Consider the following 15,618-nt stretch of genomic DNA (forward strand, 5'->3'; position numbering starts at 1 on the left):
TAGTTTATTCAACCGGAATATTCTTGTTTACATTCTTGCAACCGATCAATGCGTAGTACAGCATGTAAGCTACACCTGCAAAGATTACCCAGAAGCTTGACATATAGCTGCTTGTTACGTCGGCCACACCACCCTGGATAAGCGGAAGGATACCACCACCGCAAACCATTACCATGAAGATACCTGATGCCATTGCTGTGTACTTACCCAGACCTTCTACAGCCAGGTTGAAGATGCCACCCCACATGATAGAAGTACAAAGACCGCAAAGGATAAAGAACATGATACCGATAGGTACATTAGCCATACCAAAGCTGATGTCTGATTTGAATACAGGCATATTGATTGTAGCCTCAACCGGAGCAAACATACCCACAAGCAGGAAGCCCAGTGCGAACAAACAAACGGTAGTTAACTGAGTTTTGCTGGAGAACTTAGCACCAAGTGCACCACCACAAAGACGGCCAATCATCATCAGGAACCAGTAAGTACCTACGATAGAACCCGCCATAGCTGTATCCATACCGATACCTTTTGCGCCGGCAGCTTCCGGAGAAGTAGTCAGGAACAAGTTTACGAAGTTAGGAATACCTACTTCAACGCCTACGTATACGAAAATAGCAACAGTTCCGAGTACAAAGTGACGGAAAGACATTGGACTGTGAGTATCTTTCACCTTGTGGTCTGAAGCGTGCTCCATGTGCGGTTCCGGAAGTTTCATACTGCCCAATACAATGAATGCTATAGCGAAGATACCCATTGCGATGAACAATGCAGGATTAGCGTCACTAATCTTGGTATCCTGGCTGATAGTACCAATCAGATAACCGCCCAGTACCGGAACGATAGTAGCTGCGATAGAGTTTAGAGAACCTCCGAACTGAATCAGCTGGTTACCTTTTTTGCCACCGCCGCCCAGTGTGTTCAACATCGGATTTACTACAGCGTTCAGCATACACATAGAGAAACCGGAAACGAAAGCACCACCCAGGTATACCCAGAAAGCGATTAATTCACCGGGAGCATAAGAAATTTGTCCGGAAAGGAACTGGATTCCTACACCGACAAATCCAACGGCAACGGCGATTAATGCTGTTTTCTTATAACCGATTCTTTTCAGCATAATACCAGCAGGAAGCCCCATAAAGGCATAAGCTATGAAGTTTGCTGCATTACCCAACTGGGTCATCCAGTTAGGAGCATTGAATTGTTCTTTTACGATGAGTCCGAGAGGGTTGGTAAATCCTGTTACGAACGAAATCATAGCGAAGAGGGCGAACATCATTGCAATAGGCAATAGATAGCTCTTTTTCTGTTGTGTCATGGTTTTAAAAAAGTTGTTAGTTTATAAAATTAGGTTATTTAGTTATTAATTGACAATAGACAATTGACAGTTGACGGTGATAGTTAACAGTGGGTTATGCTATATGATGCTGCATAATAACTGTCAATTGTCAACTGTCAATTGTCCACTTTATAAGTTTTCGACAGAAAATTTATAAATCGTTACCTGTTGGTACTCGTCTCCCGGAAGCAGTACGGCTGAAGGGAAATGAGGTTTGTTGGGTGTGTCGGGGAAGCATTGTGCTTCGAAGCAGATGGCACTGCGAGCCGGGAAAGTGGCACCGTGTGAACCTTTAAAACCGTTGAGCCAGTTACCCGTATAGAGTTGCACGCCGGCCTCGGTGGTATAAACTTCCATGACGCGTCCGCTTACGGGATCTGTGCAAGTGGCAGCCAGATCCAGCGAACCGGCTTCCTGTTTGTTGAGCACGTAGCAATGATCGTATCCTGCGCCGTAGACAAGTTGCTGAAAAGTGTCGTTAATGCGTTCGCCCACAGTGTGCGGGGTGCGGAAATCCATCGGAGTTCCTTCTACTTTGGCAATCTCTCCTGTGGGGATAGACACTTCGTCTATCGGAGTATAAAAATCAGCATTGATTGTGACGATGTTATTTTCTACTGTCGGGGTGGGGGTAGCGATACCTGCCAGATTGAAGAACCCATGATTGGTAAGATTTACAACAGTAGCTTTGTCGGTGGTAGCACGGTATTCGATGACCAGTGCATTTTCCTCTTCTTCGAGTCTATAAGTCATTTCTACTTCCAGATTTCCGGGGAATCCCTCTTCTCCGTCGGCCGATACATAGTTGAAGATGATCGTGCTTTCGTCTATCTGGTCGGCATCCCACACACGTGCATGAAAACCGGTAGGTCCTCCGTGCAGGGAGTTGGGGCCGTTGTTGATTGTCAGCGAGTGCTCTTCGGCGTAGAGGGTGAATTTCCCTTTGGCGATGCGGTTGCCATAACGACCGATGGTGGTGCTCAGGAATGGTTCGGGACTATTTATTACATGGTCTATGCTGTCGTGTCCGAGGATAACGTTGGCATATTTCCCGTTTTTGTCCGGGACCATGATGGAGAGAATGGCACAGCCGTAATTTGTTACGGCAACTTCCATCCCTTTTTTATTTCTGAGGATAAATAAGTCTGTTTGCTTATCGTCGATATCCTTTTGAAAATCCTTCCGGTTTAGTCCGGATAAATTTTCTTCTGTGGGGAATGTGTTATTCATGTCTGGCATATATAAAATTTCTTGCAAATAAAGCTAAATTCTTTCGTACTCCCAAATTATTCATGGTAAATCTATTCGAGGATTTAGGAAAGTTTAGCGTTTAGTTTCGCATGGGCTAAAACTTACTTTCGTGTCAATTCTATGAAATTTTGGTGATGAATTTAATATAAAACGCCCGGTTCTGTGTATTATTTGATATTTTTTGTATGTTTGTCCTCTGATTATCAAATCAAGAATTATAATCTAAGTTTATTAACAGAAAAACAAAATGTATCCGTTAAAATTTGAACCGATCCTGAAGCAGACACTTTGGGGAGGCGACAAAATCCTTCCGTTCAAGCACTTGAGTGATAACTTGACAGGAGTAGGAGAAAGCTGGGAGATTTCCGGCGTAGAAGACAATGAATCTGTGGTGGCTAATGGTCCCGATAAAGGATTCACGTTGATCGATATGGTGAGAAAATACCGTGAAGAACTGGTTGGTGAAGAAAACTATGCCCGTTTTGGCAATAAGTTTCCCTTGCTTATTAAATTCATCGACGCTAAACAAGATCTCTCTATTCAGGTACACCCCAACGACGAACTGGCAAAGAAACGCCACAATTCTATGGGAAAAACCGAGATGTGGTATGTTGTTGATGCCGATAAGGGGGCAAAACTCCGTTCGGGATTTTCAGAACAGATCACACCGAAAGAGTACAAAGAGCGTGTTTTCAACAATACCATAACCGATGTGCTGCAAGAGTATGAAATACATCCGGGTGACGTTTTCTTCCTTCCTGCAGGACGTATTCACAGCATCGGTGCAGGTGCATTTATTGCAGAGATTCAGCAGACTTCGGATATTACTTACCGCATTTACGATTTCAACCGCAAGGATGCCAAGGGTAATACGCGTGAACTGCATACCGACCTGGCACGCGAAGCTATCAACTATGAGGTGCTCGATGATTATCGCACCAAATATGACGCTGTGAAAGACGAACCGGTGGAGTTGGTGGCTTGTCCCTATTTCACCACTTCTCTGTATGACATGACCGAAAAGATCAGTTGCGACTATTCGGAGCTGGATTCTTTCGTGATTTTCATTTGCATCGAGGGTTCTTGCCGATTGGCAGACAACGAAGGCAACGAGCTGGCGTTTTGTGCCGGTGAAACAGTTTTGCTTCCTGCCACGACAGAGAATATAACGATTACTCCCGAAGAGGGAGGAAACGTGAAGATTCTCGAAACTTACGTTTAAAGTAAAAAAGTCTTTATTCTTACGAGGGGTGGCTCTCGCGCGTAGGCGCGTAACTCCCCTTGTTTATAGTTTTAATTCTCTTATAAGGTGTAAATCGTGTATCATCAGGAAAATTTCCAGATGATAAGTCGGATGATAATTTTGCGATCATAGGAAGTTTCATCAGGAGAATTTCCTGATGATTTTTTGTATAAGGAGTGTTAATATCGTATTTTGTTCGGAGTGTTTTTTGAGACAAATACTTTGCATGGAGACTACGCCCGCACTACATGTAGCATAGGCGTTGCCTGCATGCAGCGCGGGCGTGGTCTCCAAAAGGTGCTTCCTTTCTTGTTTTTTTTACAAAAAAACACCTCTACCCTAAAGTGGAGGTGAATGTGCAAAGCGAAATACTGTGTAGGAAATACTGCTTTGGTAATAAGTTTTTGTTTATCCCTTTCTGAAAAAACGGCGAATCTTTTTCATTATTTTCACTCCCATTACCACACCATCAAAGATGGCCATTCCTGTATTGAATGATCTCATTATTGCGTCTGTTTGAGAGGTGGCGGGAGCAAGAGGGGCAAAAATTCGTTGTGCCGTTCGGGTCATCGCTTTTTTCTGTCCGCGTATTTCTTCCAGTTTCTCTGTCTTGAGCCGGGCGATATATTCCAGTGTGATTTTCTGGGGGGTAGCTTGCTGATTGTTCATAACTTATTCTTTTGAATCATTAAGAAACAGGCCGGCAAGGAAGTTTACCATTGGAGAAATGATAAGTTTCTTGCGGAAGATAATAACTGTGGCAATGAGTATGATGTTGATTGCTGCAATAATGCCAAAGCTCACCATGAGTCCGCCAACGAGCGGTTCGAGGATATAGGCCAGGGTGAATAAGAGATAAAACAGGGCCACCATGCCGAGAATAATGAGTACTAAAACCATGATTAAGGTGGAAAGAAGTATGGTTAGCTTTTCCGTCAATTCCAGTTTGGTATATTCTTTCTGGAGCTCCAGATATTTCTTGAACTCGAAGAATAGCTGTTGAAAGTTTTCTATACTTTTGTCGTCTGCAAACATAGTGGCTCTGTTTTTGATTCTTTTAGTCAGTTACTTCTTTTAGTTCGGCTGCAATTTCGTCAACGAGGTTTTCCATCTCATTGCGATTCAGCTTGATACCTTTTTTACGAAGAATCTCTGCTATTTTGTGACGAGTGTCTTCTCCCTTTTCAGGAGCAAACAAAATACCAAGTGCTGCGCCTACTGCTGCACCACCTAAAAAAGCTGCTAATACATTAAGTCCTTTCATAATTTTACTGTTTTAAAGTGATAATACTACAAATATAACGCATTTATTGCATAGGATGTTCTATGGATGAGGATTTTTTTTAAGAGTTTTTATCTGAATCCTCTCATAACTCACAGGGGATGCTGGTGAGGCTGATGGCAAAGAAAACGGCCACTTCTCTTTCGGAAAAGCGGCCGCCTTTTTATATGGATATATCTTATTTCTTCTGTTGTTCTCCTCTTTGTGCCTGTTTTTTTCGCCTCCAGAAGTCTCCATTGGAGCGGCTGCCACGGTATACTTTATTCTCTTTTGCTTTCGCTTTGAGTTCTTCCGTTTTCACCTCCTGCGCCTTGGCGCCTTCGGTGGTGACAAACGGATGGTCTTTGACTACTGGGATTGTTTTCCCGATCAGCTTCTGAATATCTTTGAGGTAAGGTAATTCTTCCGATTCGCAGAAGGAGATCGCAATTCCATCATGTCCGGCACGTCCTGTGCGTCCAATGCGGTGTACATACGTCTCCGGCACATTGGGTAGTTCGTAGTTGATGACGTGTGACAACTGATCTACATCGATACCACGTGCAGCAATGTCCGTTGCAATCAATACGCGCAAAGTATGATTTTTGAAATCCGTCAGGGCACGCTGGCGTGCATTCTGCGATTTGTTGCCATGTATAGCCTCAGCACGTATACCCGATTTGGTCAATATGCGTGCCAGTTTGTCGGCTCCATGTTTGGTACGTGTGAAGATCAACACCGATTCAATCGACTGGTCTTTCAGTAAGTGCAATAATAAGTCCTTCTTTTCCTTCTTCTCTACAAAGTAGACGTATTGCGAAATTGTGTCCACAGTAGAAGAAGCCGGTGTCACCTCTACCTTTTCCGGATGGGTCAGCATTGAGTTGGCCAGTGTCTCTATCTCCGGCGGCATAGTAGCCGAGAAGAAAAGCGTCTGGCGCTTCTGGGGAAGGAGTTTCAGTATCCGTCTGATATCATGGATAAAGCCCATGTCGAGCATGCGGTCGGCCTCATCCAGTACGAAGAAGTCCAGTGTTTTGAGCGATATATAACCTTGGGTTATCAAGTCCAGCAAGCGTCCCGGTGTGGCAACCAGTATCTGTACACCATTGCGCAATGCGTCCGTCTGAGGTTTCTGACCCACTCCGCCAAAGATAACAGTGTGCTTCAGTCCGGTGTATTTGCCATATGCCTCAAAACATTCACCAATTTGAATGGCCAACTCCCGGGTTGGGGTTAATATCAATGCTTTTATTCCTTTGCGGTGGTCGGTTTTATATAGTTTCTGCAAAATGGGGATAGAAAAAGCAGCTGTTTTTCCTGTTCCGGTCTGTGCACATCCTAATAAATCTTTTCCTTGAAGTAAAATGGGGATTGACTGTTCTTGTATGGGAGTGGGAGAGGAATAACCCTCTTCTTTCAGAGCCTTGAGTATGGGCTCTATCATGTTTAAATTTTCAAATGTCATGTAAAAAAGTTGAATGAGCCTCGCGGCTCGTTATGTTATATGGAGCAAAGATACGCGAACTTGTGGGGGTAAATACTTTTATATCGTCGGTTTAATCTTATTTAACTAAGAGAAAGGCCGAATGATAGCAGGTTAAAGCGTATTTTTGTTGCTTAATTCTATAGAGTAATAACAATATGAGAGGTAAGATTGTTTTTATAACCGGAGCAAGTAGTGGAATAGGCGAAGGTTGCGCCCGGAAGTTTGCTTCGCAAGGTTCAGATCTGATTCTTAATGCCCGTAATGTGGCAAAACTGGAAGAGTTAAAAAACGAATTGGAAGCGACTTATGGAGTTCGCGTATTCTTGTTGCCTTTTGATGTTCGTGACCGTAAAGCTGCAACTCAGGCACTGGCTTCTTTGCCCGAAACGTGGAAAGCGATTGATGTGCTGGTAAACAATGCCGGACTCGTTATCGGGGTTGATAAAGAGTTTGAAGGAAACCTGGACGAATGGGATATTGTGATAGATACAAATATAAAGTCGTTGTTGGCCATAACCCGTCTGGTAGTTCCCGGAATGGTGGAGCGCGGACGTGGACATATTATCAATATTGGCTCTATTGCCGGTGATGCCGCTTACCCCGGTGGAAGTGTGTATTGTGCTACCAAAGCCGCAGTCAAAGCCCTTTCGGACGGACTGCGCATCGATCTGGTGGATACGCCGTTGCGGGTAACCAACGTAAAGCCGGGGATGGTAGAGACAAACTTTAGTGTAGTGCGTTATCGGGGCGACAAGCAAGCTGCGGACAATTTTTATAAAGGAATCCGTCCGCTTACAGGTGATGATATTGCAGAAACAGTATATTTCGCAGCTTCGGCTCCGGAACATATTCAAATAGCAGAGATATTAGTGATGCCTACATATCAGGCCACAGGTACTATCTCATATAAAAAGAAAGCAGAATGATGAAGAAATGGTTGTATCTCTTATGTTTGCCTTTGTTGCTATCGATAGTGGCTTCCTGCTCGGATGATGAAGACAAGCTGACTGGTAAGTGGCAATTGAGGCGGTATGAGCTTCCCGACGGCACTGTGCAGAAGGAAGATAGTGTGTTTTATAATTTTCAGAAAGGTAGCTTTTCGGCCATCTGTTTGCTCGAAGATAAGACGTATCACACCTTTTTCGGACTTTATTCTTTGCAGGATGATAAAATTTATATTATTTTGCGCCCCGAAGAGAATATAGATCTTTGCAAGCAATATTTACAGTGGGATGAACTGGGCCGGACATTTCAAATTGAAGAGCTTTCTTCGTCCACTCTTCAGCTTAGGTATGAAGATATTGTATCCGTTTTCAGAAAGTATTGATGCAAATTTATTAACTAAAAGAATATAGATTATGAAAAAATTAGTAGTATTGGGAATGAGTGTATGCATGGTTCTGGCATTTGCTTCTTGTAAATCAAGCGAAAGTGCATATAAAAAAGCATACGAAAAGGCAAAACAGCAGGAACTTGCCGAACCGCAGGTAGAAGCTCCGGTGGAAGTAACTCCCGTTGTAGCAGCTCCGGTAGAGGTAAAGAAGGCTACAGATGCAGCCAATGGTGTGCGTCAGGAGAAGGTAACGGTTGTTTCGGGCAATGGCGACAACCTGAAAGATTATAGCGTAGTGTGTGGTAGCTTCGGTTTGAAAGCAAATGCCGAAGGTCTGAAAGACTTTTTGGATGCTGAGGGCTACAATGCAACTATTGCATTCAATGCAGAATCTGCTATGTATCGTGTGATTGTGAGCACTTTTGCCGATAGAACGGCCGCTGCACAGGCTCGTGATGCTTTCAAAGCTAAATACCCTAACCGTAAAGACTTCCAGGGTGCCTGGTTGCTTTACAGAGTATTTTAATATTTCTTTTTGGTAATATCGGAAGTGGGAAAGCACCCTTCCGGAATAAGGGCAGTAGCTGGGAAGTTGCTGCCTTTTTGTAATATAGGTTTGGTATTTCACTACAGAGGACGCAGAGGACACGGAGCTTTATTATCCGGATAAAACGCAGATTAAAGTACGGGTCTTCTTTTTTTCACATTTGTGTATTTGCGAAAATCTGCGTTCATCTGCATTTCATCAGAGAAAATAATACCTCTGTGCTCTCCGTGTTCTCTGTGGTGAATTTTTTTTTTAGTAATATTAGCGCTATTGCTAAAAGAAGTTATAAATGATAGTGCGGAAACTTTGAGAGAAGATAAAGTTTTTACTTTTGTAGCTCATTATATCAATGGGTTATTACGCCTTGTTGGAAACAGGGCTATAATTATATAACAAGATGGAACAGAAATATTTGTTTGTTGCTGTTGACGCGGCCCTGAGAGCAGGCGAGAAGATACTTTCTATCTATAATGATCCGGCATCGGATTTTGAGATAGAGAGAAAAGCCGATAATTCCCCCTTAACCATTGCCGACCGTAAAGCGCATGAAACGATTGCTACGATTCTTCAGGAAACTCCTTTCCCGCTGTTGAGCGAAGAGGGTAAGCATATGGAGTATGCCATGCGAAAGAATTGGAGTACGCTTTGGATTGTCGATCCACTGGACGGAACGAAAGAATTCATAAAGCGTAATGGAGAATTTACTGTCAATATAGCACTGGTGCACGATGGCATTCCTGTGATGGGAGTCATTTATCTACCTGTGAAGCAGGAACTTTACTTTGCATCCGAATCACTAGGGGCATTCAAACTATCCGGAATCACGGCTTTGGGCGATTCTGCCTCTTTGGAAGAGTTGATTAACTTTTCTGTACGTTTGCCGATAGACGAACCACGCAAGCGTTTTGTTATTGTAGCTTCCCGCTCTCATTTAACCCCGGAAACAGAAACCTATATTGGTGAAATGAAGCAACAGTACGAAGAAGTAGAGCTGATATCGAGCGGAAGTTCCATAAAAATATGTTTGGTTGCCGAAGGGAAAGCAGATGTATATCCTCGTTTTGCTCCGACTATGGAGTGGGATACAGCTGCCGGACATGCTATCGCGCGTGCAGCAGGAATGGAAATTTATCAGGCTGGCGAAGCGTTGCCATTACAATACAACAAAGAAAACCTGTTGAATCCCTGGTTTATTGTAGAGAGAAAAAGAGTAAATCACTAATTGATTTGTACTGATTATGACATTTGAAATTGTATTTGTACTACTATCATTATTGGGAATGGTGATTGCTCTTATATTGGATAAGATGCGTCCGGGTATGGTGCTTTTTTCGGTTGTGGTACTGTTTCTTTGTGCGGGTATCCTTAGTCCGAAAGAGATGCTCGAAGGATTTAGTAATAAAGGAATGATCACCGTTGCCATGCTTTTTTTGGTAAGCGAAGGTGTTCGCCAGTCGGGGGCTTTGGGGCAGGTGATCAAGAAATTGCTTCCCGTAGGTAAAACTACTGTTTTTAAGGCACAATTTCGTATGCTTCCCACTATTGCTTTTATATCGGCTTTTCTGAATAACACTCCTGTAGTAGTAATATTTGCTCCTATTATCAAACGTTGGGCACAAGCTGTTCATCTTCCCGCTACCAAGTTTCTTATTCCTCTTTCTTATGTCACGATTTTGGGCGGTATTTGTACGTTGATTGGTACTTCTACCAATCTGGTGGTACACGGCATGATTCTTGAGGCAGGTTATGAAGGATTCACGATGTTTGAATTAGGGAAGGTGGGTATATTCATTGCCATTGCGGGGATTATCTACTTGTTCCTGTTTTCTAAAAAGCTCCTTCCCGATGCACGTCCCGATACGGCAGTGCCCGATGAAGAGGAAGAAAAAGGCGAGAGCCTCCATCGCGTGGAAGCAGTGTTGGGTGCCCGTTTCCCGGGTATCAACAAAACCCTGGTAGAGTTCAACTTCCAGCGTCATTATGGGGCAGAAGTGAAAGAGATAAAAACTCGCAACGGACAGCGTATCACAGAGAAACTCAATGAAGTTGTGCTTCGCGAAGGCGATACATTAGTGGTAATGGCCGACGATACTTTTATTCCTACCTGGGGAGAGTCTTCTGTCTTTGTGATGCTTGCCAACGGAAAAGATACTGAGCCGGTGCCGGGTAAGAAGAAACGTTGGTTTGCCTTGATTCTGCTCATTCTGATGATTCTGGGTGCTACGGTCGGTGAATTGCCGGTGACACAGGAGATGTTTCCTAATATCAAGCTGGATATGTTCTTTTTTGTTTCTGTGACTACCATCATCATGGCATGGACCAAAATATTTCCTGCCCGTAAATATACCAAATATATTTCGTGGGATATCCTGATTACTATTGCCTGTGCTTTTGCTATCAGTAAAGCAATGGTAAATTCGGGGGTAGCCGATGGAGTTGCAAGTTATATTATCGGTTTAAGCCATAACTACGGACCTCATGTTTTGTTGGCTATTTTGTTTATTATTACCAATCTGTTTACGGAACTTATCACAAACAATGCGGCAGCAGCTTTAGCCTTTCCGCTGGCATTGGCCATATCCCAACAATTAGGGGTTGATCCTACGCCTTTCTTTGTGGTGATTTGTATGGCTGCTTCGGCAAGTTTCTCTACTCCGATTGGTTATCAGACAAACCTGATCGTGCAAGGTATTGGCAATTATAAGTTCACCGATTTTGTTCGTATCGGTTTGCCATTGAATATTATCACTTTTCTCATTTCTGTATTTTTGATACCACTAATTTGGCCCTTTTAAGAGTTGAGAGTTGCGGAAGACGAAAAGATGGGAAAAAGAAAACTAACAGTAAGTATTGTAAAAACGACTAAAAATAATATGCATGAAACAAAATAAGGAACCGAAAGGAGAAGAACTTTCAACTCTCCACTCTCCACTTTCAACTAATCATATTTATCCTATCTTTGATCGTATGCTGGCGCGGGAAGATAAAGAACAGCTATTGAAGCAGCATAGCGTGATGATATGGTTCACCGGATTGAGCGGTTCCGGAAAAAGCACCATTGCCATTGCTTTGGAGCGTGAGTTACACAAACGCGGGTTGCTGTGTCGTATCCTCGATGGTGATAATATCCGCAGTGGTATTAATAATAATCTGGGCTTTTCGGAAGCCGACCGTGTAGAAAACATCCGTCGTATAGCCGAAGTCTCAAAGCTTTTTATAGATAGCGGTATTATTACTATTGCCGCTTTTATCAGTCCTAACAATGATATCCGCGAAATGGCTGCCAATATTATCGGACAGGACGATTTCCTCGAAATATATGTCAGCACTCCGCTTGCCGAATGCGAAAAGCGTGATGTGAAGGGCTTGTACGCCAAAGCCCGTAAAGGAGAAATTAAGAATTTTACCGGTATTTCGGCTCCGTTTGAAGCACCGCTACATCCGGCTCTTGAGTTGGATACTTCAAAACTTTCGCTTGAAGAATCTGTTAATCGTTTGCTGGAGTTGATATTGCCAAAAGTGAAAAGATAAAAATAAGAGATTTATAAAATAAGAATATAATGAAAGAAGAGTATAAATTGAGTCACTTGAAAGAACTCGAAGCTGAGTCCATTCACATTATCCGCGAAGTGGCTGCGGAATTTGAGAATCCTGTGATGCTTTATAGTATCGGAAAGGATTCTTCTGTTATGGTTCGCCTGGCAGAGAAAGCTTTCTATCCGGGTAAGGTGCCGTTTCCTTTGATGCACATTGACTCCAAATGGAAATTTAAAGAGATGATTCAGTTCCGTGACGAATATGCTAAGAAATATGGCTGGAATCTGATTGTGGAGAGCAACATGGAGGCTTTTCATGCAGGTGTAGGCCCCTTTACACATGGAAGTAAAGTACATACCGACCTGATGAAAACACAGGCGTTGTTGCGTGCGCTCGACAAATATAAATTTGATGCCGCCTTTGGTGGCGCCCGTCGCGATGAAGAAAAGTCACGTGCCAAAGAACGTATCTTCTCCTTCCGTGACAAATTTCACCAGTGGGATCCTAAGAATCAGCGTCCCGAGCTGTGGGATATCTATAATGCCCGTGTACACAAAGGAGAAAGTATTCGTGTTTTCCCGTTGAGTAACTGGACCGAGCTGGACATCTGGCAGTACATTCGCCTGGAAAACATTCCCATTGTTCCGCTTTATTATGCAAAAGAGCGTCCTTGCGTTGAACTTGACGGTAATCTTATTATGGCCGATGATGACCGTCTGCCGGAAAAATACCGTGATGAGATTAAGATGCGTATGGTACGCTTCCGCACATTGGGGTGTTGGCCGTTGACTGGTGCAGTGGAGAGTGAGGCCGATACAATTGAGAAGATCGTGGAGGAGATGATGACTACCACAAAGAGCGAACGTACTACCCGTGTGATCGACTTCGACCAGGATGCAAGTATGGAACAGAAGAAGCGCGAAGGATACTTCTAATCAAAAAAAATTAAAAACTAAGAATTGAAGATGGGAACTACTTTAGATATAAAAGCATTTCTGGATAAAGACGAACAGAAGGATTTGCTCCGTCTTTTGACGGCAGGCTCGGTGGACGATGGAAAATCAACTCTGATAGGCCGCTTGCTGTTTGATAGTAAGAAATTGTATGAAGACCAGCTGGATGCTCTCGAACGTGATAGCAAACGTATGGGAAATGCCGGCGAACATATAGACTATGCACTGTTGCTCGACGGTTTGAAGGCCGAACGCGAACAGGGTATCACAATTGACGTGGCCTATCGCTACTTCTCAACCAACAACCGTAAGTTTATCATTGCCGATACTCCGGGACACGAACAATACACCCGTAACATGATTACCGGTGGTTCTACTGCCAATTTAGCCATTATTCTGGTGGATGCACGGACGGGGGTTATCACTCAGACCCGCCGTCATACTTTCCTGGTGTCTCTGCTTGGCATTAAACATGTTGTGCTTGCTGTTAACAAGATGGACTTGGTAGACTTCTCCGAAGCGCGCTTCAATGAGATTGTGTCAGAATACAAAAAGTTTGTAGAGCCACTTGGTATCCCCGATGTAAATTGTATTCCGCTTTCTGCACTGGATGGTGACAATGTGGTGGATAAATCAGAGCGTACTCCCTGGTATAAGGGTATCTCCTTGCTCGACTTCCTCGAAACGGTGCACATCGATAACGACCATAACCTGACCGATTTTCGTTTCCCCGTACAATACGTGCTTCGTCCTAATCTCGATTTTCGTGGCTTCTGTGGAAAAGTGGCTTCGGGGGTTATCCGCAAAGGAGACGAAGTAATGGCGTTGCCTTCTGGCAAGACTTCCCGCGTGAAAAGTATTGTGACCTATGACGGAGAGTTGGATTATGCTTTTCCACCTCAGTCTGTCACACTGACACTGGAAGATGAAATAGATGTATCGAGAGGAGAGATGCTGGTGCATCCCAATAATTTGCCTGTCGTTGATCGTAACTTTGAGGCTATGCTGGTATGGATGGATGAGGAACCAATGGATGTGAACAAATCCTTCTTTATCAAGCAGACTACTAATATGAGCCGTACCCGCATTGATAGCATCAAGTACAAGGTGGACGTGAACACTATGGAGCAATTTGCCGTGCCTTTCCTTTCGTTGAATGAGATAGCCCGTGTGGTACTGACTACAGCGAAAGAGCTGTTCTTTGATCCTTATCAGAAGAACAAATCCTGTGGATCGTTCATCCTTATCGACCCGATCACCAATAACACCAGTGCCGTTGGTATGATTATAGACCGGGTGGAAGAGAAAGATATGCGCACTATGGATGATGTTCCGGTGCTGGATCTTCCGAAACTGGGTATTGATCCTAAGCATTATGAAGCGATAGAGAAGGCTGTGAAAGATCTGGAACGTCAGGGCATTGCAGTGAAAATCATTAAATAATGTACAATTGACTATTTACAATTTACAATTTGCTATGCAGATCGTGCAATTTGTAAATGGTAAATAGTCAATTGTAAATAGTCAATTGTAAATTGTAAATAACATGGGATTACTTGAATTCAATAAACTTCCGATAAACACCCTGGTAGGAGCTGACTGGAAAACATTTAAAGCGATAACCGCTGGTAGGGATATCGATGCTGCCTACAAAGGAAAGTATCGTTTGACCAAAGCAGTATGCCGCCTGCTCTCTACATTGGCTCCTTTGCAAAACAGCCGTTACGAAAAGCTTCTGGCCAATAAGCCGTTAGAGCACGATCCGGTGTTTATATTGGGGCATTGGCGTAGTGGGACAACGTTTGTACACAATGTCTTTTCCTGTGACAAACACTTTGGGTACAACACTACCTATCAGACTGTTTTTCCACATCTGATGATGTGGGGGCAACCTTTCTTTAAAAAGAATATGAGTTGGCTGATGCCCGATAAACGCCCGACCGATAATATGGAACTGGCTGTAGACCTGCCGCAGGAAGAGGAATTTGCACTGGCAAATATGATGCCTTATACATATTATAATTTCTGGTTTTTGCCCAAATACCAGCAAGAATATGCTGATAAGTATTTGTTGTTTGATGGTATCCCCGACGAAGAACTGAAAGTGTTTGAAGATACATTTAAAAAACTGATAAAGATTTCATTGTGGAATACGCAAGGTACTCAGTTCCTGAGTAAGAACCCTCCTCATACGGGGCGTGTGAAGGAGTTGGTGAAGATGTTTCCCAATGCAAAGTTCATTTATCTGATGCGTAACCCGTACACAGTATTTGAGTCTACACGTAGTTTCTTTACCAATACTATTCAGCCTTTGAAACTGGAAGATATCAGCAACGAGGAGATCGAAAAAAACATTCTCTCTATTTATGCCAAGTTGTATCATAAGTACGAAGCCGATAAACAGTATATTCCTGAGAGAAATCTGATTGAAGTGAAGTTTGAGGATTTTGAAGCGGATGCTTTGGCGATGACCGAGAATATATATCAGAAACTCTCTATTCCAGGCTTCGAAGAAGCACGTGAAGCAATAGAAAAGTATGTAGGTGGAAAGAAAGGATATAAGAAAAATAAATATAAGTACGATGATCGTACTGTTCAGTTAGTGCAGGACAATTGGGACTTTGCGCTGAAGCAGTGGGATTATAGTCTTTAAAAAGAA

16 protein-coding genes are annotated in these 15,618 nt (G+C 43.3%); 10 read left to right on the plus strand and 6 right to left on the minus strand.

Features of this window, described 5'->3' with window-relative positions; translation table 11 throughout:
• Positions 1-4 precede the first annotated feature (4 nt).
• Entirely contained in the window at positions 5-1,324 is a 1,320-nt protein-coding gene (locus K8P02_RS04795) for an MFS transporter (protein WP_221648771.1), read from the minus strand.
• A 150-nt stretch (positions 1,325-1,474) separates the two neighbouring features.
• Entirely contained in the window at positions 1,475-2,575 is a 1,101-nt protein-coding gene (locus K8P02_RS04800) for an aldose epimerase family protein (protein WP_025867698.1), read from the minus strand.
• 268 nt (positions 2,576-2,843) lie between these two features.
• Between K8P02_RS04800 and K8P02_RS04805 the strand changes: the two genes are divergently transcribed.
• A complete protein-coding gene (locus tag K8P02_RS04805; protein ID WP_025867697.1) occupies positions 2,844-3,818 on the plus strand; it encodes a type I phosphomannose isomerase catalytic subunit in 975 nt (324 codons plus the stop codon).
• Between the two features lie 429 nt (positions 3,819-4,247).
• Here the strand turns inward: K8P02_RS04805 and K8P02_RS04810 are convergent, their stop codons facing one another.
• The 4 genes from K8P02_RS04810 to K8P02_RS04825 form a co-directional block, all read right to left on the minus strand.
• Positions 4,248-4,508, minus strand: coding sequence for a hypothetical protein (locus K8P02_RS04810; RefSeq protein ID WP_002561670.1), 261 nt, complete (start codon positions 4,506-4,508; stop codon positions 4,248-4,250).
• A 3-nt stretch (positions 4,509-4,511) separates the two neighbouring features.
• On the minus strand, positions 4,512-4,874 hold the full coding sequence (locus K8P02_RS04815) for a phage holin family protein (RefSeq protein WP_025867696.1): 363 nt from the start codon (positions 4,872-4,874) through the stop codon (positions 4,512-4,514).
• A 22-nt stretch (positions 4,875-4,896) separates the two neighbouring features.
• Complete coding sequence (locus tag K8P02_RS04820; protein WP_002561668.1) at positions 4,897-5,103, minus strand: YtxH domain-containing protein; 207 nt, start codon at positions 5,101-5,103, stop codon at positions 4,897-4,899.
• Between the two features lie 196 nt (positions 5,104-5,299).
• A complete protein-coding gene (locus tag K8P02_RS04825; protein ID WP_122202243.1) occupies positions 5,300-6,568 on the minus strand; it encodes a DEAD/DEAH box helicase in 1,269 nt (422 codons plus the stop codon).
• A 176-nt stretch (positions 6,569-6,744) separates the two neighbouring features.
• Here K8P02_RS04825 and K8P02_RS04830 point away from each other — a divergent pair, with 176 nt between their 5' ends.
• From K8P02_RS04830 to K8P02_RS04870, 9 genes are all read left to right on the plus strand, one after another.
• Entirely contained in the window at positions 6,745-7,515 is a 771-nt protein-coding gene (locus K8P02_RS04830) for an SDR family NAD(P)-dependent oxidoreductase (protein ID WP_025867695.1), read from the plus strand.
• Entirely contained in the window at positions 7,512-7,916 is a 405-nt protein-coding gene (locus tag K8P02_RS04835) for a lipocalin-like domain-containing protein (RefSeq protein ID WP_025867694.1), read from the plus strand. The genes K8P02_RS04830 and K8P02_RS04835 overlap by 4 nt, the downstream gene beginning before the upstream one ends.
• A 31-nt stretch (positions 7,917-7,947) precedes the next feature.
• Complete coding sequence (locus tag K8P02_RS04840) at positions 7,948-8,448, plus strand: SPOR domain-containing protein (RefSeq protein ID WP_002561664.1); 501 nt, start codon at positions 7,948-7,950, stop codon at positions 8,446-8,448.
• A 418-nt stretch (positions 8,449-8,866) separates the two neighbouring features.
• The gene (gene cysQ, locus K8P02_RS04845) at positions 8,867-9,691 is read left to right on the plus strand and encodes a 3'(2'),5'-bisphosphate nucleotidase CysQ (RefSeq protein WP_007484998.1); all 825 of its coding nucleotides are present in this window, start codon (positions 8,867-8,869) and stop codon (positions 9,689-9,691) included.
• A gap of 16 nt (positions 9,692-9,707) precedes the next feature.
• Entirely contained in the window at positions 9,708-11,264 is a 1,557-nt protein-coding gene (locus tag K8P02_RS04850) for an SLC13 family permease (RefSeq protein ID WP_025867693.1), read from the plus strand.
• Between the two features lie 172 nt (positions 11,265-11,436).
• Positions 11,437-12,000, plus strand: coding sequence for an adenylyl-sulfate kinase (cysC, locus tag K8P02_RS04855; protein ID WP_155896588.1), 564 nt, complete (start codon positions 11,437-11,439; stop codon positions 11,998-12,000).
• 29 nt (positions 12,001-12,029) lie between these two features.
• Complete coding sequence (gene cysD, locus K8P02_RS04860; RefSeq protein ID WP_007485002.1) at positions 12,030-12,941, plus strand: sulfate adenylyltransferase subunit CysD; 912 nt, start codon at positions 12,030-12,032, stop codon at positions 12,939-12,941.
• A gap of 30 nt (positions 12,942-12,971) precedes the next feature.
• The gene (gene cysN / locus K8P02_RS04865; protein ID WP_002561659.1) at positions 12,972-14,402 is read left to right on the plus strand and encodes a sulfate adenylyltransferase subunit CysN; all 1,431 of its coding nucleotides are present in this window, start codon (positions 12,972-12,974) and stop codon (positions 14,400-14,402) included.
• 103 nt (positions 14,403-14,505) lie between these two features.
• On the plus strand, positions 14,506-15,612 hold the full coding sequence (locus K8P02_RS04870; protein WP_007485004.1) for a sulfotransferase family protein: 1,107 nt from the start codon (positions 14,506-14,508) through the stop codon (positions 15,610-15,612).
• Positions 15,613-15,618 lie beyond the last annotated feature (6 nt).

Source organism: Bacteroides nordii (assembly GCF_019930665.1).
GTDB classification, from domain to species: Bacteria; Bacteroidota; Bacteroidia; order Bacteroidales; family Bacteroidaceae; genus Bacteroides; species Bacteroides nordii.